Consider the following 18,334-nt stretch of genomic DNA (forward strand, 5'->3'; position numbering starts at 1 on the left):
CACTTTCACCGGCTGGACCGGCATGAGTGGGATTATCAGCCGTGGCGACAAGCTCGGCTTCATTTCCAGCCTCAACGAGCTGACCAAGGACCTGCGCCTGGCACGCATGGACTACGACATGCGCCGTGGCGAACAGGGTCCGGGCGCGGTCAACGGATACCTCAACCAACTCGAAAGCGGTCTGCAATCGGCACGCGGCATGATCGAGCAGCCGTCCGACGTGGCGATGGTTGATCAACAGCTCGCTGCGGTCGCCGAATACAAACGCGCCTTCGGCGAAATGACCCAGGCCACCGTGCAGCGTGAAGATGCGCGCAGCAAGCTGGGCGCCAACGCTGATAATGCCGTGGCCAAGGTCGGCGAAGTCGAAAGCGCGCTGCTGCAAGGCGACAGCGTTGCGCAGTACAACGCGGTGATCGAGCTGAGCAAACTGTTGCAGCAGGCGCGCTATCAGGTGCGCGGTTACACCTACAGCGGCAAGGCCGATGCCGAGCAACCGGCGCTGACCGCCATCGACAACGCCCTGAAAAACCTCGAAAGCCTGCCGACCCGCGTGCCGGAGCAGCACATCGCCAACCTGCAGCAAGCCACCGACTCGCTCAAGGCCTACCGCGCTGCTGTTGCCCAGTTCCGTGATTCGCAGGTCAAGAACACCGCCGCCCTGGCCAACATGTCGGCTCAGGGCGAGATCCTGATGTCGGTCAGCAAAAAACTCACCGAATCGCAAACCGTGGTGCGCGACACCGATGCCGCCCATGCCAAGAACATGCTGCTGATCGCCACTGCGCTGGCATTGGCCTTCGGTCTGATTGCTGCCTGGGCGATCACTCGACAAATCATCATTCCGCTGACCCAGACCCTGAAAGTCGCCGAACGCGTGGCCGCCGGCGACCTGACCCACAACCTGGTGTCCCTGCGTCGCGATGAGCTTGGCCAGTTGCAGCGCTCGATGCAAAGCATGACCCAAGGCCTGCGCGAATTGATCGGCGGCATCAGCGACGGCGTCACGCAGATCGCCAGCGCCGCCGAAGAACTCTCGGCGGTGACCGAGCAGACCAGCGCCGGGGTCAACAATCAGAAGGTCGAGACCGATCAGGTCGCCACCGCCATGAACGAAATGGCCGCTACCGTTCAGGAAGTCGCGCGCAACGCTGAAGAGGCTTCCGAGGCCGCCGTCGCCGCTGACCAACAGGCCCGCGAAGGCGACAAGGTTGTCGGCGAAGCCATCGCCCAGATCGAACGTCTGGCGCTCGAGGTGGGGCATTCCACCGAAGCCATGGGCGAGCTCAAGCGTGAAAGCGACAAGATCGGCAGCGTCCTCGACGTGATCAAGTCGGTCGCCCAGCAAACCAACCTGCTGGCCCTCAACGCCGCCATCGAAGCGGCCCGTGCCGGTGAAGCCGGACGTGGGTTCGCCGTGGTTGCCGACGAAGTGCGCAGCCTCGCCCAGCGCACGCAGAAGTCCACGGAAGAAATCGAAGAGTTGATCGTCGGCCTGCAAAACGGCACTCAGCAAGTGGCGACGATCATGGACAACAGCCGCAGCCTCACCGACAGCAGCGTCGAACTGACCCGGCGTGCCGGCGGCTCGCTCGAAAGCATCACCCGCACTGTGTCGGCGATCCAGGCGATGAACCAGCAGATCGCCGCCGCTGCCGAGCAGCAGAGCGCCGTGGCCGAAGAGATCAACCGCAGCGTGCTCAACGTGCGCGATGTGTCGGATCAGACCTCGGCGGCGAGTGAAGAGACCGCAGCGTCCAGTGTTGAGCTGGCGCGGTTGGGAACGCATTTGCAGATGCTGGTGGGCCGCTTCAAGGTTTAACAGCCCAAAAACAAAAGATCGCAGCCTCCGGCAGCTACAGGTGTACACATATCCCTGTAGCTGCCGGAGGCTGCGATCTTTTTTTGCGGTTAAAGGACCTGGCGCAGGAAGGCCTGAGCGCGCGGATCCTTTGGCGCATCAAAGAACGCCGCCGGCGCCGCATCTTCGAGCAATTTGCCGTGATCGAAGAACAACACCCGATCCGCCACTTCCCGGGCGAAGCCCATCTCGTGCGTGACGCAAACCATGGTCATGCCTTCCACGGCGAGATTTTTCATCACGTCGAGCACTTCGCCGACCATTTCCGGGTCGAGGGCCGAGGTCGGTTCATCGAACAGCATGACTTTCGGCTCCATCGCCAGCGCCCGGGCAATCGCCACGCGCTGTTGCTGACCGCCGGACAGGCGTGACGGAAACTCGTGGGCCTTCTGCGCAATGCCGACCTTCTCCAACAACGCCATGGCCTTGGCCTCGCGCTCTTTCTTGCCGCGCTTGCGCACGACTTTCTGCGCCAGACAGAGGTTCTCCAGCACGGTCATGTGCGGGAACAGGTTGAAATGCTGGAAGACCATGCCGACTTCGCGGCGATAAGCGTTGACGTCGGTTTTGGCGTCAGCCAGTTGCAGGCCGTCGATGCTCACCGAGCCGGAGTCGAATTCTTCCAGACCGTTGAGGCAACGCAAGAAAGTCGACTTGCCGGAACCGGACGGGCCGATTACCACCAGCACTTCGCCCTTGGCGACGTGGGTGCTGACGTTGTCCACAGCGCGCACAACCTGGCCACGGGTGTCGAAGACTTTTACCAGATCGCGGACTTCAATCACTTTGCGCGAGCCTCCGCTCAAGCCGGCTGGCGATTTTCGACAGCGGCAGGTTGATCAACAGGTACAGACCGGCGACGCAGAACAGGATTTCGAACGGCGAAAACGAGGTGGTGATGACTTCCCGGCCGCTTTTCAGCAGCTCGGTGATGGCGATCACCGACACCAGCGACGTGTCCTTGACCAGACTGATGAATTGCCCGGCCAGCGGCGGCAGCACGCGTTTGAATGCCTGTGGCAGGACCACATGGCGCATCGACTGGCCGGCACTCAGGCCCAGCGAGCGCGCAGCTTCGTTCTGGCCACGGGCAATCGATTGCACGCCGGAACGGATGATTTCGGCCACGTAGGCGCCAGTGAACAGCGACAGCGCGGCGATCCCGGCGAACTCGCGGGACAGGTTCATCACCGTGCCGATGAAGAAATAGAAAATGAAAATCTGCACCAGCAGCGGCGTGCCGCGTACCAGTTCGACGTAGATCGTCGAGAGGTCCCGCAGGGTCGGGTTGTTCGACAGGCGGCAGAGGCCCGTGACCAGACCGATCAGCAAACCGAGAACACCGGACACGAGCGACAGCCAAAGCGTGGTCCACAAACCCCACAACAGCGGTCCTGCCGCCCAATGCCGGGTCACGCCCACGACGTCGCCTTCAGCGACATCGTCGCCCTGAGCGAATTGCAGGCTGTTTTCGTCGACCGTCAGGTGCTGTTCGTCACCGGCATCGTTACGCAGCGTGACCTGGGCACTGCCGCCCTTGCGCACCAGCTCGGTGACCGTGGAAATGTCCGCGGCGCGCTGGGCCTCTTCGGCCTGATAGGCGAAGTACTGCGGCACGCGGTTCCAGCGCCACTCGTAGGACATCAGCGACGTCGCGTAATACAACGCGCCGGCCAGGCCGACCAGCACCAGCACGGTGAGGACGTGCCAGGGCCATTGGGCTTTTTTCTGTTTCATTGCAGGTTCTCGGATGATCGTTCCCACGCTCTGCGTGGGAATGCCGCTCGGGACGCTCTGCGTCCCTGCCTGTTCGTGACGCGGAGCGTCACAGGATGCGTTCCCACGCAGAGCGTGGGAACGATCAGCGGATGCGCGTTATTCCATGTCCTTGAGCCACTCGGTGCTCTTGAACCACTTGTCATGGATGCGATCGTAGGTGCCGTCTTCGTGGATCTGGTGCAGGAAGTTGTTGATGAAGTTGAGGCTGTCGAAATCGCCCTTCTTCAGACCGAAGGCCAGTGGCTCGTAGGTGAACGGCTTGTCGAGGAACACCAGTTTGCCGGCGCCGACTTTGTTCAGCGCGACAACGTTGTACGGCGCGTCGTAGATAAAGGCGTCAGCCTTGCCATTGACCACGTCGAGCACGGCTTCCTGTTCGTTGTCGTAGCCGTGGTACTTGGCTTTGGAGATCAGCTTCCTGGCAACCATTTCGCCGGTGGTGCCGAGCTTGGAGGTGATGCGGTAGTCAGCCGTGTTCAGGTCTTTGTAGGACTTGATGGTGCCTTCCAGCTCCTTGCGAATCAGCAGGGTCTGGCCGACGACGATGAACGGATCGCTGAAGTTCAGGCGCAGATTGCGCTCCTGGGTCAGGGTCATGCCGCTGCCGATCATGTCGAACTTGTCGGTCATCAGCGCCGGAATGATGCCGTCGTAACCGGTCGAGACCAGCTCGAGCTTGACGCCCATGGCCTTGGTCATGGCTTTGAGGATATCGACTTCGAAACCGATGATTTCGCCGCGTTTGTTGGTCATCTCAAACGGCATGTAGGTCGGGTCCATGCCGACTTTCAGCGAGCCGCGCTTGACCGCGTCATCGATAGCGCCGGCCTGCGCCGCATTGACTGCAACCAGTGCCGCGACGCCGACCAGCAGCATCGACAGATACTTCTTCATCTTCAAGTCCCCAAAACCATTGCGTGTGCGGCGCGAAAACGACAGAGACGGGCAAAAAAAGCCCGGGCGCGCCAATTCGGGGACGGATGCTAACGCACTCGTCCATTAGCACAAGGCTTTTTGCCGGCAATTATTGTGACGGGTCAGGCCGTACAAGCAAAAAATCGCAGACTTCGGCAGCTCCTACACAGGATCGATGTACACCCTGCAGGAGCTGCCGAAGGCTGCGATCTTTAAAAAAAAGCCCCGCATTCGCGGGGCAATTTCATCAGGCCGGCTGAGCCTGCAAACTCACCGGTCGCAGCGGCAGCAACGGCGCATGCGGATCGGCTTTCACCGACGATCGCCAGGCGTCCAGCCACTCGGCATGACCTTCGGCCCAGACCTGCTCATGCAGACGCGCCAGTGCGACAGGGTCACTGAGCAGTTGCAAGCGATCATGGTTGTTCAGCCCGGCCGGGCCGACCTTGATCGCGTGACGCACCCGCTCCTGACGCAGCCACTCGATCGGTTCGGCCTGGCCGTGACGCGAGGTCGCCAGCGAGCACGCCAGGGCGTTCTGCTGTGGATCGACCACGGCGCGGACGAAGCCGTCGTTGAGGGCGTGATAACGGTTTTCGTGGGTGTACTGGTCGGTTGCCAGCAACGCCTGCGGCGGATTGTATTCCTCGGGGATGAGGAACAGGCTCTCGTCGCGGGATTTCAGGCCCAGACCCACACGGCTGGAGATCACCGACACCGGGATCGACAGCATCAGCGAACCGACGATCGGCACCAGCCACCAGAGGAAGCTCGGGTTCAGCCAGATCACCAACAATGCCCAGAGAAAGCCCAGCAACGTCTGCGGACCGTGGCGCTTGACCGCTTCGCTCCACGGCGTCGAGTCGTCGTCACGTTGCGGCGAATTCCAGGTCGCGGCCCAGCCGAGGAACGCGGCGAGGACGAAACGGGTGTGGAAAATCATCCGCACCGGCGCCAGCAGCATGGAGAACAGCATCTCCAAGAGCATCGACAGGGTCACCTTGAACTTGCCGCCGAACTCTTTCGCGCCCTTGGCCCAGATCAGGATGATGCTCAACAGCTTCGGCAGGAACAGCAGCACGATGGTCGTCGAGAACAGCGCGATGGCCTTGTCCGGGTGCCATTGCGGCCACAGCGGATAGAGCTGACGCGGTTCGAGGAAGTACTGCGGCTCCATCAGCGTGTTCACCGCCAGCAGCGCCGTCGACAACACGAGGAAGAAGAACCATAACGGCGCCGACAGGTACGACATCACGCCGGTGAGGAACACCGCGCGGTGCACCGGGTGCATGCCCTTGACCAGGAACAGGCGGAAGTTCATCAGGTTGCCGTGGCACCAGCGACGGTCACGCTTGAGCTCGTCGAGCAGGTTAGGCGGCAACTCTTCGTAACTGCCCGGCAAGTCGTAGGCAATCCATACGCCCCAACCGGCACGGCGCATCAGCGCAGCTTCGACGAAGTCGTGGGACAGGATCGCACCGGAGAACGCGCCCTTGCCCGGCAACGGCGCCAGGGCGCAGTGGTCGATGAACGGCTTCATGCGGATGATCGCGTTGTGCCCCCAGTAGTGGGATTCACCCAGCTGCCAGAAGTGCAGGCCGGCAGTGAACAGCGGGCCGTACACGCGGGTAGCGAACTGCTGCATGCGCGCATACAGGGTGTCCATGCCCGACGCACGCGGCGCGGTCTGGATGATCCCGGCGTCCGGCGTGGCTTCCATCAGGCGCACCAGACTGGTCAGGCATTCGCCGCTCATCACCGAGTCGGCGTCGAGCACGACCATGTATTTGTAGTCACCGCCCCAACGACGGCAGAAGTCGTCGAGGTTGCCGCTCTTGCGTTTCACACGACGGCGACGACGGCGATAGAAGATCTTGCCGAAGCCCTTGGCTTCGCGGCAGACATCCAACCAAGCCTGTTGCTCGGCGACGCAGATATCGGTGTCGTTACTGTCGCTGAGGACGAAAAAGTCGAAGCGATCCAGATCACCGGTAGCGGCGACCGATTCAAACGTCGCACGCAGACCGGCGAATACACGCGGCACGTCTTCGTTGCAGATCGGCATGACCAGCGCAGTGCGCGCATCTTTCGGAATCGGCTCGTTACCGGCGCTTTTCCCGGAGATACGGTATTTGTCGTGCCCGGTAAGCAACTCGAGGAAGCCCATCAGCGCAGTCCAGAAACCGGCCGACACCCAGCAGAACAGAATCCCGAACAGAATCAGGATGCTGGTTTGCAGCGCGTACGGCAGCACTTGCGTGGCGGTTTGCAGCAGCGGCTGATGCAGGACTTCATCCAGATCGACGAACGACCAGCCCTGATACGGCATGATGCCTTTCATGTACCAGCCGGCAACGATGGTCTGGCCAAGCATCAGCAACAACAGGATATAGCGGCGGATCGAACCGACGGTGCGCCAGCGCGCGGCCGGCAGGACATTGGCGTCCTTCGGCGGCTGCGGCGGGTTGGTGCGCCCGGTCAGACGGCGCCAGCCACGCACCAGGATATTGGTGCGCCACGGCTCCGGCACAACCTTGGTACGGCGGATCGGCGGCGTCGCCTTGAGGCTGACCCGACCACTGGCGTCGAGCACCAGCATTTCCGCTTCAGCCAGTTCTTCGGCAGTGCTCAGGGTCAGACGCTTGCCCACCGAAGCCTGGGCGGCTTCGGCAGGGGCGTCGAATGTGGAGGATGACAGGCGTTCATGCAGCTCGCTGAACGACTGGCAACCCGCGAGTTCCGCGCGTTGCTCGTCGGTCATCGGCAGATGCGCCAGATACTCGGACAGAGTCTCTGGCTGTACTGGTGAATTACTCATCGGCAGGCAACTGATAGCTCCAGGTCTCGGTCAGGACTTCTTCAGTCGGCGCCGATTCCGGTGTGGCTGGGGCCGCGTCGGCAGCGACTGGCTGCTTGGCGTCTTTATTGGCCTTGTCCTTGGCGTCGGCTGCAGGCTTGGCTTCAGCCTGTTTGGCTTCGGCGGCCTTGGCTTCCTTGTCGAGTTTTTCCTGTTGCTTGGCGGCAACCTTGTCAGCCTTGGCGACCGACGAGTTGGAGGCCGGCACCGATTTGGCCAGATCTGCGGTAACCACTGGCTGAACCAGGGCGGCGCGCATTTCGGTTGCCTTGCTCGGATCCTTGATCTTCATCCGCAGGGTCAAGCGCCAGCCCTTGGTTTCCGGGTTGTAGCGCACGCTGTTCTCGACCAGTTCGGCGTTGTCGCCGACGCTGACCTGACTGCGCACGTCGGCATCCGGCGTCAGGGCCGCCAGCGACGGGCCTTCGAAGTCGACCAGATAGGCAACGCTGCCATCGGGCTGACGGATCAGGTTGGATTGCTTGACGTCACCGGTCGAACGCAGGGTCTGCGCCACCCAGGCGCTGTCCGGCGCGTGAATTGCTGCTTCGTCCATGGTCCAGTGCATACGGTAGGCGAAGTCCAGCGGCTGGCCTGGTTCCGGCATTTTTTCCGGGCTCCAGAACGCAACGATGTTGTCGTTGGTTTCGTCAGCGGTCGGAATCTCTACCAGATCGACAGTGCCCTTGCCCCACTCGCCCTTCGGCTCGATCCAGGCGCTTGGGCGCTTGTCGTAGCGGTCGTCGAGGTCTTCGTAGTGGCTGAAGTCACGGCCACGCTGCAGCAGACCGAAACCACGCGGGTTCTCGACGCTGAAGTTGCTTACGGCCAGATGTTTCGGGTTGTTCAGTGGGCGCCAGATCCACTCGCCGTTGCCGGCATGGATCGACAGACCGCTGGAGTCGTGCAGTTCACGACGGTAGTTGAGCACTTTCGACGGCTGGTTGGCGCCGAACAGGAACATGCTGGTCAGCGGCGCGATGCCCAGTTTGCCGACTTTGTCACGCAGGAACATCTGCGCCTTGACGTCGACGATAGTGTCGCTGCCCGGACGCAGGATCAAACGGTAGGCACCGGTGGCACGCGGCGAATCGAGCAGAGCGAAGATCACCAGGTGCTTGTCGCCGGGCTTGGGCTGTTGAATCCAGAACTCGCGGAAACGCGGGAATTCTTCGCCCGACGGCAGCGCGGTGTCGATCGCCAGACCACGGGCCGACAGACCATAGGTGTGGCCCTTGCCGACGACGCGGAAGTAGCTCGCGCCGAGCATGGTCATGATTTCGTCTTGCTTGTCGGCCTTATTGATCGGATACAGCACACGGAAACCGGCGTAACCCAGTTGTTCGGTGGCTTTCGGATCGAATTTCAGATCGCCGAAATCGAAGCGGCTCGGATCGTATTTGATCTCCGAGACGGTGTTCGCGGTGATTTCGTTGATTTTCACCGGCGTATCGAAATGCATACCCTGGTGATAGAAGGAGAGCTTGAACGGCGTCTTCTGATCGGCCCACTCAGCCTTTTCGGTGAGGAAGCGGATCTTCTGGTAGTCCGCGAACTTCATTTCGCGGAATTCGTTCGGCAGGTTGCTGCGCGGGGCTTCGAACTTCTGCCCGGCCAGCTCTTTGGCCTTGGCCGATACGTCGTCAAGATTGAACGCCCAAAGCTGACTGGCGCTGAGCAGGCACAGGAGCGCCGAACCCGCTACCAGAGCACTTCGCATGCGTTTGGCAGACATTTTTGCTGCATTACAGGGACTAACAATCACGAGCAACCCTCGCCGAAAACAGATCAATAAACCAACGGCCAGCTATCTTTATGCCAGGTTGGCGAGCAATGTTCCGACTCCGCCGGGGCAAAATGATTCCCCAATCGGATCCAGACAAGTCTCTACCTAAGTCAAAACGGATCAACGAATGTCGATCCCCGCAGCGCGCGATTATCTAGTAGCCCGGATGACAACGCATCAGGGGTAACAAAGTATTTATCGCGAAAACAGCCTAAAAACAGTCGAAATTTCCGAAAAAGGTGTTTCAGGCACTGTCAGGTCTGTAACAAAAAGGTCACCGGGCCATCGTTGACCAGGTGCACCTGCATATCGGCGCCGAATCTACCTGATGCCACAGTGCCATGCACCTGTTTCGCCTGGCTCAATAAATAGTCGAACAACTCAGCACCCAGCGCCGGCGGTGCGGCCGTGGAAAAGCTCGGACGCAAGCCGCTTTTAGTGTCGGCGGCGAGGGTGAACTGAGAGACCAGCAGCAACCCGCCACCCACATCTGCCAGGGACAGATTCATCTTGCCCTCGGCGTCACTGAATACCCGATAGTTAAGCAGCTTATGCAGAAGTTTGTCGGCGCTGGTACGCGTGTCGTCGGGTTCTACCGCCACCAGCACCAGCAAACCCTGATCGATCGCGCCGACTGTCTCGCCGGCGACCTCAACACGCGCACCACGTACGCGCTGTAACAGCGCCTTCATGCTTCTTCGAGCGGCAGGTCGAGCAGGCGCTGGGCCATTTTGCTCGCGGCGCGCACCAGCGCATCGGTGATGCCCGGTTCCGACGCAGCGTGGCCGGCGTCGCGGATCACCTGTAATTCGCTGTTCGGCCAGGCCTGATGCAACTCCCAGGCATTGTCGAGCGGGCAGATCACATCGTAGCGACCATGAATGATCACACCGGGCAGGTGGGCGATCTTGCCCATGTCGCGGATCAACTGGTTGGGCTCAAGGAAGGCGTTGTTGGTGAAGTAGTGGCATTCGATCCGCGCGATCGACAACGCGCGCTGCGGCTCGGAGAAACGATCGACCACCAGCGGGTTCGGCCGCAGGGTCGCGGTGCGCCCTTCCCAGGTCGACCACGCCTTCGCCGCATGCATCTGGGCGATCTGATCGTTGCCGATCAGGCGTTTGTGGAAAGCATTGAGCAGGTCGTCGCGCTCGTCCAGCGGGATCGGCGCGATGTAGTCCTGCCAGTAATCGGGGAACAGACGGCTGGCGCCGGCCTGATAGAACCATTCGATTTCCTGCGGACGGCAGAGAAAGATCCCGCGCAGAATCAGACCGTGCACCCGCTCCGGGTGGGTTTGCGCGTAGGCCAGCGCCAGGGTCGAACCCCATGAGCCGCCGAACAGCACCCATTTTTCAATGCCCAGATGCTTGCGGATGCGCTCGAGATCCTCGACCAGATCCCAGGTGGTGTTGTTTTCCAGGCTCGCATGCGGGGTGGAACGACCGCAGCCGCGCTGGTCGAAGGTGACAATGCGATACAGATTCGGATCGAAATAGCGCCGGCTCTGCGCATCGCAACCGGCGCCGGGGCCACCGTGGATGAATACCACCGGCAATCCCTCCGGCGAGCCGCTTTCATCGACGTACAGCGTATGGGTGTCATCGACAGCCAGATCGTGCCGGGCGTGGGGTTTGATCTGCGGAAACAAAGTCTGCATTGCGCGCTCCGTAAGGGGTCGAGGTCATCCCTGGGGGGACTCGTATTATTCTGCCGTTGGGCATCATAAACCCGATTTGCGTCAATGAGCATGTTCCGGGGCCTGATCGTTCCCACGCTCTGCGTGGGAACGCCTCTTGGGACGCTCCGCGTCCAGTGACGCGGAGCGTCACGGGCTGCATTCCCACTCAGAGCGTGGGAACGATCAAAGATCGCAGCCTTCGGCAGCTCAGGGGTGCATCAGGCGTTGTGGTGTTTTTCACCCCAAGCGAGCAGTCCCTGCAGCAATTCCCTGAGCACCCCCCGCGTTGGCTCGGCCAGGTCGGCGCGGTAGCGGAACGGTTCGAACTCTTCCATGTAGGTGGACTGGCACAGTTCCAATTGCACGGCGTGGATGTTCTGCGTCGGGTCGCCGTACTGGCGGGTGATGTGTCCGCCCTTAAAGCGACCGTTAAGCACATGGGTGAACTGCTCGTGCCGCGCGCAGATCGCTTCCAGTTGACTCGCCAGTTGCGGATCACAGCTGGCGCCATTGAACGTGCCGAGGTTGAAGTCTGGCAGTTTGCCGTCGAACAGGTGCGGGATGATCGAGCGGATCGAGTGCGCATCGAACAGCAGCGCGTAGCCAAATTCAGCCTTCAGCCGCGCCAGCTCTTGCTGCAAGGTGCGATGGTATGGCGTCCAGATCTGCTGCAAATAAGTCGCGCGTTCTTGCTGCGAAGGCTCCCGACCCTCCAGAAACAACGCAATGCCGTCGAACAACGTCGCCGGATACAACCCCGTGGTCGCCCCGGCATACAACGGCTTGTCGTCGGACGGCCGGTTGAGGTCGATGACGAAACGCGAATACTCAGCGGCCAAGGTGCTAGCGCCCAGCTCCTCGGCAAAATCGTAGAGCTGCGGAATATGCCAGTCGGTGTCCGGCAGGCTTCTCGCAGCGGGGATCAGCCCGGCCTCGACCGTTGGGGTCAGACGCACACCGGCGTGGGGCATGCTGATCAGCAGCGGCACGCGGCCTTGTTTGAAATTCAGAACCTTGTCCACGACAGCTCTCCTACAGATTCGATTCAAAGCCGTGACGCACGACGCGCTTGTGCAGATCGCCACCGAGCCAATAGGCCAGATCCGCCGGACGCTCGATGTCCCACGCCACGAAATCGGCGACCTTGCCAACCTCCAGCGAGCCATGGGTCTGCGCCATGCCCAACGCCTGCGCGGCATGGATGGTCGCTCCGGCCAAGGCTTCTTCCGGGGTCATGCGGAAACAGGTGCAAGCCATGTTCAGCATCAGACGCAACGACAGCGCTGGCGAGGTGCCGGGGTTGAGGTCGCTGGCGATGGCGATCTTCACCTTGTGCCTGCGCAGCGCGTCCATCGGCGGCAGCTGGGTTTCGCGCAGAAAGTAGAACGCGCCGGGCAGCAGCACGGCGACGGTGTCGGCGGCGGCCATGGCGATCGCGTCGGCCTCGTCCATGAATTCCAGGTGATCGGCGGACAAGGCTTTGTAACGTGCGGCGAGGCTGGAGCCGTGCAGCGAGGACAATTGCTCGGCATGCAGCTTTACCGGCAGTCCGAGTTGTTGCGCGGCGACGAAGACTCGCTCGACCTGCTCCGGCGAGAACGCTAGGTATTCGCAGAACGCGTCCACGGCATCGACCAGACCTTCAGCGGCAAGGGCCGGGAGCATCTGCTCGCAGATCAGATCGATGTAATCGTCGGCGCGATCCTTGTACTCCGGCGGCAAGGCGTGCGCCGCCAGGCAAGTGCTGCGAACGCTGATCGGCAGCTCTTCGGCCAGACGCCGGATGACCCGCAGCAGCTTGCGCTCGTTGGCCATATCGAGACCGTAGCCGGACTTCATTTCCACCGTGGTCACACCGTCGCGCATCAGGCTTTTCAGACGTTTGGCGGCGCTGGCGAACAACTCGTCCTCCGTGGCTTCACGGGTGGCGCGCACGGTGCTGGCGATGCCGCCGCCCTGCGCGGCGATCTCGGCATAGCTGACGCCTTGCAGACGTTTTTCGAACTCACCGCTGCGGTTGCCGCCGAACACGGTGTGGGTGTGGCAGTCGATCAGGCCGGGAGTGACCCAAGCACCCTGCAGGTCATTGACCGCCGGGTATTCGCCGGACGGCAATTGAGTGCGCGGGCCGATCCACTCGATCAGCGTGCCGAATGTCACGATCGCGGCATCCTCGATGATCGAATAGGCGCCGCTGGCCATGGTTGCGACGTGGCAGTGTTGCCAGAGGGTTTTCATCCCGGTTCCTCTTATAGTGATCGTTCCCACGCTCTGCGTGGGAATGCAGCCCGTGACGCTCCGCGTCACTGGACGCGGAACGTCCCTTGAGGCATTCCCACGCAGAGCGTGGGAACGATCAGTGGGTGGATTAGAGGCTCGGCAAAAGCTTCGCCGAAACCAGCTCGGTCAAGCACCGCGACGCCAGCAATTCAGTCGCCGCATTGATGTCCGGGGCAAAGAACCGATCCTTCTCATAAAACGGCACTTCCCTGCGCAAAATCGCCCGCGCCTGTTCGAGCTTCGGCGAGGTCTTCAGACCGTTACGCAGATCCAGGCCCTGCACCGCCGCCAGCCATTCCACGGCGAGAATGCCGCGAGTGTTCTCGGCCATTTCCCACAGACGCTTGCCGGCGGCCGGGGCCATCGACACGTGATCTTCCTGGTTGGCCGAGGTCGGCAGGCTGTCCACCGAATGTGGATGGGACAACGCCTTGTTTTCACTGGCCAACGCCGCAGCGGTGACCTGAGCGATCATGAAACCGGAGTTCACCCCGCCATTGGCCACCAGGAACGGCGGCAGTTGCGACATGTGCTTGTCCATCATCAGCGAGATGCGCCGCTCGCTCAGTGAGCCGATTTCAGCGATGGCCAATGCCATGTTGTCAGCGGCCATGGCCACCGGTTCGGCGTGGAAGTTGCCGCCGGAAATCACGTCGCCTTCAGCGGCGAAGACCAAGGGGTTATCGGAAACCGCGTTGGCTTCCACCGCCAGCACTTCAGCGGCCTGGCGGAACTGGGTCAGGCAAGCGCCCATGACTTGCGGCTGGCAACGCAGCGAGTACGGGTCCTGGACCTTGTCGCAATTCTCGTGCGAGGCGGAGACTTCGCTGCGCTCACCGAGCAGATCGCGATAAGCCGCAGCGGCATCGATCTGCCCTTTCTGCCCACGTGCGGCGTGAATGCGCGCGTCGAACGGCGAGCGCGAACCGAGCACGGCTTCAACAGTAAGACTGCCCAGCGCCAGTGCACCGGCAAACAGATCCTCGCCTTCGAACAAACCGCGCAGCGCAAACGCTGTGGAAACCTGGGTACCGTTGAGCAGCGCCAGACCTTCTTTGGCCGCTAAAGTCAGCGGCGTCAGGCAGGCGACTTTCAGTGCTTCGGTGGCTTCAAGCCATTCACCCTTGTAACGGGCCTTGCCCTCGCCGAGCAGCACCAGCGACATGTGCGCCAACGGCGCCAGATCGCCGGATGCGCCGACCGAACCTTTCAGCGGAATGTGCGGATAGACCTCGGCATTGATCAGCGCGATCAGCGCATCGATCACCTGCCGACGAATCCCGGAAAAACCCCGGCTGAGGCTATTGACCTTGAGCACCATGATCAATCGCACAAGGTCATCGCTGATCGGCTGGCCGACGCCGGCAGCGTGCGAGAGCACCAGCGAACGCTGCAGGTTTTCCAGGTCTTCACTGGCGATGCGCGTCGAGGCGAGCAGGCCGAAACCGGTGTTGATGCCGTAGGCGGTGCGGTTCTCGGCGAGGATCTGCTCGACGCAGGCGACGCTGGCCTCGATCTGCGCGCTGGCGCTGTTGTCGAGGGTCAGTGTGACCGGGTTCTGGTAGACGTCACGCAGTTGGGCCAGGCTCAATTGGCCGGGGATCAGGTTCAGCGCAGTCATTAAAATGCTCCTGTTAGGCATTGTTATTAACTACCAGTCGCTCCGGAGCATTCCGTTATCCGTCGCTTCACGTCTTGTGAACGATCCACGCCTTGGCACGCTGGTATGGGTAGTTGTCAGTGCAAGTCCGGTAGGACGTTGTGCGGCAGATTCGGGTGTTTCAATACGGTCGCAGCGGCAGCGATATCCGGCGCCAGCCAGCGATCCTCGTCGTAGGCGGGGACCGTTTCGCGCAGCAGTTTCCACGCGCGGTCAGTGCCCACGCCAAAGCGCTGTTCCTTGAGGAATTCAAACGCCTGCGCCGCCAGCAGATATTCAATCGCGAGAATCTGCGTGCAGTTTTCCAGCGCGCGGTGCAGCTTCAGCGCGGCGTTGGTGCCCATGCTCAGGTGGTCTTCCTGCAGGCCCGAGGTGATGTAGTTATCGAGCACCGCCGGTTGCGCCAATTGGCGGTTTTCCGCACACAGCGAGGCGGCGACGTATTGCACGATCATCATCCCCGAGTTGACCCCGGGATTGGCCACCAGAAACGCCGGCAAGCCGCTGACGTGCGGATTCACCAGACGATCGAGACGGCGCTCGGCGATCGAGCCGATTTCGGCCATGGCAATCGCCAGCAGATCGGCCGCCATCGCCACGGATTGACCGTGCGGGTTGGCCTGCGACATCACCCGGAAATTGTCCGGAGTGCCCAGCAGTAACGGGTTGTCGGTGCAGCCGTTGAGTTCGGCTTCCACCTGTTTGATCGCATGCTCCAGTTGATCACGGGCGGCGCCGTGGACCTGCGGGATCGAACGAATGCTCAGCGCATCCTGAGTGCGAATGCCTTTGCTCGCAGCGATCACTTCGCTGCCATCGAGCAAGGCGCGCAGGTTGTTGCCGACCTGCTGCATGCCCGGATGCGGCTTGAGCGCAATGATCTCTGCATCGAACGCATCGATCTGGCCGCGCTGGGCTTCGAAACTCATCGCACCAATGACATCGGCCCATTGCAGCAGCCGCGTCGCATCGGCAATCGCCAGGCAACTGAGGCCGGTCATGCACGGCGTGCCGTTGACCAGACACAAGCCATCCTTCGCGCCGAGCTGCACAGGTTGCAGGCCCTCCTCGGCCAGCGCCTGTTGCGCCGAAATGATCCGCCCGCGATAGCTGACATTGCCAACGCCGAGCAGCGCGATGCCGACGTGCGCCATGTGCGTCAGGTAACCCACCGAACCTTGCGACGGCACCTGCGGGGTAATGCCGCGATTGAGCAGCGCCAGCAGCCCTTCGACCACGCGCCGATGCAGCCCGGATTTGCCGTGGCTGTAGTTGTGGATCGCGGCGCAGATGATGGCGCGGGTCTGCTCATCGCTGAGCACCGGGCCGACACCGCAGGCATGGCTGAGCAAGGTGTTGCGCGAGAGTTGGCTGAGCTGTTCGTCCTGCAGCGAAACGTTCGACAGACCGCCCAGACCGGTGTTGACGCCATAGGCGCGCTCGCCGCTGGCGACAATGCGATGAACGATGGCCTGCGCGTTGTCGATGCGCGCCCAGGTCTCGCTGGACAGCTCAAGTGGCGCGCCATGCCGGGCGACAGCGACGACGTCCTGCCAACGCAGAGGGGCGCCGGTGATGATGATCTTTTCAGCCTGGGACATCTCTAACCTCATACCAATTCTGTTGATGCCGGTAACCCTGTGGTGAGGGGATTTATCCCCGTTCGGCTGCGAAGCAGTCGTAAAGCCTGCCACCGCGGTCTGTCTGACGGATTTGCGGGCATGGTTTGGGGCGGCTTCGCCACCCAACGGGGATAAATCCCCTCGCCACATAGGCCACTCAGTGTCAGACCACCGCCGCCCGCCGCTGCACGAACCGGTCGACATACTCATCGGCCGGTGAATGCAGGATCTCTCTCGGCGTGCCCACCTGGATCAACCGGCCATCCTTGAGAATCGCGATGCGATTGCCGATGCGCACGGCTTCGTCGAGGTCGTGGGTGATGAAGACGATGGTCTTGTGCAGGGTCTTCTGCAGTTCGAGCAACTGGTCCTGCATCTCGGCGCGGATCAGCGGGTCCAACGCACTGAACGCTTCGTCCATCAGGATGATGTCGGTGTCCGCCGCCAAGGCGCGGGCGAGGCCGACGCGCTGACGCATGCCGCCGGAGAGCTGGTGCGGGTATTTGTTTTCATAGCCTTTGAGACCGACGGTGTTGATCCAGTGCAGTGCGCGTTCGGCGCAGACCTGCTTGCTCTCGCCGCGCACTTTCAGACCGTAGGCGACGTTATCGAGCACGCTCTTGTGCGGCAGCAGGCCGAAGCTCTGGAACACCATGCTGATCTTGTGCCGGCGAAATTCGCGCAGGGCGTCCATGTCGTACTGCAGGATGTCCTCGCCATCGACCAGAATCGCCCCGCTGGTGGGGTCGATCAGGCGATTGAAGTGGCGCACCAGGGTGGATTTGCCGGAACCGGACAGGCCCATGATCACGAAGATTTCGCCGGTGCCGATGCTCAGCGACAAGTCATTCACGCCGACCACGCAACCGGTTTCGTTGAGCACCTGATCCTTGCTCTTGCCCTGGCCGACCATGGCCAGCGCATCCTTGGCGCGGTTGCCGAAAATCTTGAAGACGTTGCGCACTTCGATCTTGCTCACGCTTGCATTGCTCATTTGCTCACCTCATGGCGTGGCCGACCGTACGCTTGAGTGATGCGGTCGATGACCACTGCGAGAATCACGATCGCCAGCCCGGCTTCGAGACCACGGCCGACGTTGAGGGTCTGAATCCCCACCAGTACGTCTTCACCGAGGCCACGGGCGCCGATCATCGAAGCGATCACCACCATCGACAGGGCCATCATCGTGGTCTGGTTGATCCCGGCCATGATGCTCGGCAGCGCCAGCGGCAGTTGCACGCCGAACAGTTGCTGCCAGCGGTTGGCGCCGAAGGCATTGATCGCTTCCATCACTTCACCGTCAACCTGGCGAATGCCCAGATCGGTCAGGCGAATCAGCGGTGGCGCGGCGTAGATCACCGTGGCGAAAATCGCCGGCACCTTGCCCAGGCCAAAGAGCATCAGCACCGGAATCAGATAAACGAAACTCGGCATCGTCTGCATGATATCGAGCAGCGGCATCAGCACCGAACGCAGGCGGTTGCTGCGCGCCGAGAGGATCCCCAGCGGAATGCCGATCAGCACCGAAATGATCGTCGCGACCATCATCAGCGCCAGCGTTTGCATGAGCTTGTCCCACAGGCCAACGGCGCCGACGAGGAACAGCAGACCGACAATCACCGCAGTGGTGACGACTTTGCGCGTGGCGTGCCAGGCGATGACACCGACAATCGCCAGCATCAGCCACCACGGCGCCGCACGCAGCAAACCTTCGAGACTGACGATGGCCCAGAGCAGCGTGTCGGAGATATGCCGGAACACGTCGCCGTAGTTGGTCACCAGCGAATCGACCCAACCGTTGACCCAGTCGGCGATGGAAAAGGTAAAGCTTTCGGGAAACATAAGGGACTCTCAATCAAGGGGTTGCGATCAAGCGTCCGGCTGCCGTGCTGG

Annotated in this window: 14 protein-coding genes and 1 pseudogene; 2 read left to right on the plus strand and 13 right to left on the minus strand. The window is 61.6% G+C overall.

From position 1 onward, the window contains the following. Window positions 1–22: 22 nt before the first annotated feature. Window positions 23–919 (plus strand): annotated as a pseudogene (locus ACMYUN_RS12685) (methyl-accepting chemotaxis protein); the annotation flags it as partial. 198 nt (window positions 920–1,117) lie between these two features. Then, window positions 1,118–1,822 (plus strand): methyl-accepting chemotaxis protein, encoded by a 705-nt coding sequence (locus ACMYUN_RS12690; RefSeq protein WP_413817871.1) that lies wholly within the window; start codon window positions 1,118–1,120, stop codon window positions 1,820–1,822. Between the two features lie 89 nt (window positions 1,823–1,911). Here the strand turns inward: ACMYUN_RS12690 and ACMYUN_RS12695 are convergent, their stop codons facing one another. The 13 genes from ACMYUN_RS12695 to ACMYUN_RS12755 all read right to left on the minus strand — a co-directional run bounded on the left by ACMYUN_RS12695 (window position 1,912) and on the right by ACMYUN_RS12755 (window position 18,283). After that, window positions 1,912–2,646, minus strand: coding sequence for an amino acid ABC transporter ATP-binding protein (locus ACMYUN_RS12695; RefSeq protein WP_415763875.1), 735 nt, complete (start codon window positions 2,644–2,646; stop codon window positions 1,912–1,914). Next, window positions 2,639–3,598 carry an amino acid ABC transporter permease gene (locus ACMYUN_RS12700; RefSeq protein WP_129998277.1) on the minus strand — a complete coding sequence of 320 codons (960 nt, stop codon included), beginning with the start codon at window positions 3,596–3,598 and terminating at the stop codon, window positions 2,639–2,641. The genes ACMYUN_RS12695 and ACMYUN_RS12700 overlap by 8 nt, the downstream gene beginning before the upstream one ends. A gap of 138 nt (window positions 3,599–3,736) precedes the next feature. Next, the gene (locus ACMYUN_RS12705; protein WP_129998278.1) at window positions 3,737–4,534 is read right to left on the minus strand and encodes a transporter substrate-binding domain-containing protein; all 798 of its coding nucleotides are present in this window, start codon (window positions 4,532–4,534) and stop codon (window positions 3,737–3,739) included. Window positions 4,535–4,802: 268 nt separating this feature from the next. Next, window positions 4,803–7,373 (minus strand): glucans biosynthesis glucosyltransferase MdoH, encoded by a 2,571-nt coding sequence (gene mdoH, locus ACMYUN_RS12710; protein WP_415763876.1) that lies wholly within the window; start codon window positions 7,371–7,373, stop codon window positions 4,803–4,805. After that, window positions 7,366–9,147, minus strand: a complete 1,782-nt coding sequence (locus ACMYUN_RS12715; RefSeq protein WP_415763877.1) for a glucan biosynthesis protein G — start codon at window positions 9,145–9,147, stop codon at window positions 7,366–7,368. Before ACMYUN_RS12715 ends, mdoH begins: the two co-directional genes overlap by 8 nt. A gap of 305 nt (window positions 9,148–9,452) precedes the next feature. After that, entirely contained in the window at window positions 9,453–9,890 is a 438-nt protein-coding gene (gene dtd, locus ACMYUN_RS12720) for a D-aminoacyl-tRNA deacylase (protein ID WP_415763878.1), read from the minus strand. Continuing rightward, a complete protein-coding gene (gene pip, locus ACMYUN_RS12725; protein ID WP_024011249.1) occupies window positions 9,887–10,858 on the minus strand; it encodes a prolyl aminopeptidase in 972 nt (323 codons plus the stop codon). Before pip ends, dtd begins: the two co-directional genes overlap by 4 nt. A 239-nt stretch (window positions 10,859–11,097) precedes the next feature. Beyond that, window positions 11,098–11,901 (minus strand): N-formylglutamate deformylase, encoded by an 804-nt coding sequence (gene hutG / locus ACMYUN_RS12730; RefSeq protein WP_415763879.1) that lies wholly within the window; start codon window positions 11,899–11,901, stop codon window positions 11,098–11,100. Window positions 11,902–11,911: 10 nt separating this feature from the next. Further along, a complete protein-coding gene (gene hutI / locus ACMYUN_RS12735; RefSeq protein WP_415763880.1) occupies window positions 11,912–13,117 on the minus strand; it encodes an imidazolonepropionase in 1,206 nt (401 codons plus the stop codon). A gap of 130 nt (window positions 13,118–13,247) precedes the next feature. Then, window positions 13,248–14,780 carry a histidine ammonia-lyase gene (gene hutH, locus ACMYUN_RS12740; RefSeq protein ID WP_415763881.1) on the minus strand — a complete coding sequence of 511 codons (1,533 nt, stop codon included), beginning with the start codon at window positions 14,778–14,780 and terminating at the stop codon, window positions 13,248–13,250. Between the two features lie 116 nt (window positions 14,781–14,896). Beyond that, a complete protein-coding gene (hutH, locus tag ACMYUN_RS12745) occupies window positions 14,897–16,420 on the minus strand; it encodes a histidine ammonia-lyase (protein ID WP_415763882.1) in 1,524 nt (507 codons plus the stop codon). Between the two features lie 184 nt (window positions 16,421–16,604). Further along, on the minus strand, window positions 16,605–17,435 hold the full coding sequence (locus ACMYUN_RS12750) for a quaternary amine ABC transporter ATP-binding protein (RefSeq protein WP_083354014.1): 831 nt from the start codon (window positions 17,433–17,435) through the stop codon (window positions 16,605–16,607). Next, window positions 17,432–18,283 carry an ABC transporter permease gene (locus ACMYUN_RS12755; protein ID WP_016772087.1) on the minus strand — a complete coding sequence of 284 codons (852 nt, stop codon included), beginning with the start codon at window positions 18,281–18,283 and terminating at the stop codon, window positions 17,432–17,434. The genes ACMYUN_RS12750 and ACMYUN_RS12755 overlap by 4 nt, the downstream gene beginning before the upstream one ends. Window positions 18,284–18,334: the final 51 nt, after the last annotated feature.

Source organism: Pseudomonas sp. CP4 (assembly GCF_047758505.1).
GTDB lineage: Bacteria > Pseudomonadota > Gammaproteobacteria > Pseudomonadales > Pseudomonadaceae > Aquipseudomonas > Aquipseudomonas fluorescens_AO.

What these genes read in the sequence shown, in the direction of transcription:
- hutH (WP_415763882.1), bottom strand. Translation starts at nt 16,420, where the DNA reads ATGTCCCAGGCTGAAAAGATCATCATCACCGGCGCCCCTCTGCGTTGG.
- ACMYUN_RS12750 (WP_083354014.1), bottom strand. Translation starts at nt 17,435, where the DNA reads ATGAGCAATGCAAGCGTGAGCAAGATCGAAGTGCGCAACGTCTTCAAG.
- dtd (WP_415763878.1), bottom strand. Translation starts at nt 9,890, where the DNA reads ATGAAGGCGCTGTTACAGCGCGTACGTGGTGCGCGTGTTGAGGTCGCC.
- hutH (WP_415763881.1), bottom strand. Translation starts at nt 14,780, where the DNA reads ATGACTGCGCTGAACCTGATCCCCGGCCAATTGAGCCTGGCCCAACTG.
- hutI (WP_415763880.1), bottom strand. Translation starts at nt 13,117, where the DNA reads ATGAAAACCCTCTGGCAACACTGCCACGTCGCAACCATGGCCAGCGGC.
- mdoH (WP_415763876.1), bottom strand. Translation starts at nt 7,373, where the DNA reads ATGAGTAATTCACCAGTACAGCCAGAGACTCTGTCCGAGTATCTGGCG.
- pip (WP_024011249.1), bottom strand. Translation starts at nt 10,858, where the DNA reads ATGCAGACTTTGTTTCCGCAGATCAAACCCCACGCCCGGCACGATCTG.
- ACMYUN_RS12755 (WP_016772087.1), bottom strand. Translation starts at nt 18,283, where the DNA reads ATGTTTCCCGAAAGCTTTACCTTTTCCATCGCCGACTGGGTCAACGGT.
- ACMYUN_RS12690 (WP_413817871.1), top strand. Translation starts at nt 1,118, where the DNA reads ATGGCCGCTACCGTTCAGGAAGTCGCGCGCAACGCTGAAGAGGCTTCC.
- ACMYUN_RS12700 (WP_129998277.1), bottom strand. Translation starts at nt 3,598, where the DNA reads ATGAAACAGAAAAAAGCCCAATGGCCCTGGCACGTCCTCACCGTGCTG.
- ACMYUN_RS12705 (WP_129998278.1), bottom strand. Translation starts at nt 4,534, where the DNA reads ATGAAGAAGTATCTGTCGATGCTGCTGGTCGGCGTCGCGGCACTGGTT.
- ACMYUN_RS12715 (WP_415763877.1), bottom strand. Translation starts at nt 9,147, where the DNA reads ATGTCTGCCAAACGCATGCGAAGTGCTCTGGTAGCGGGTTCGGCGCTC.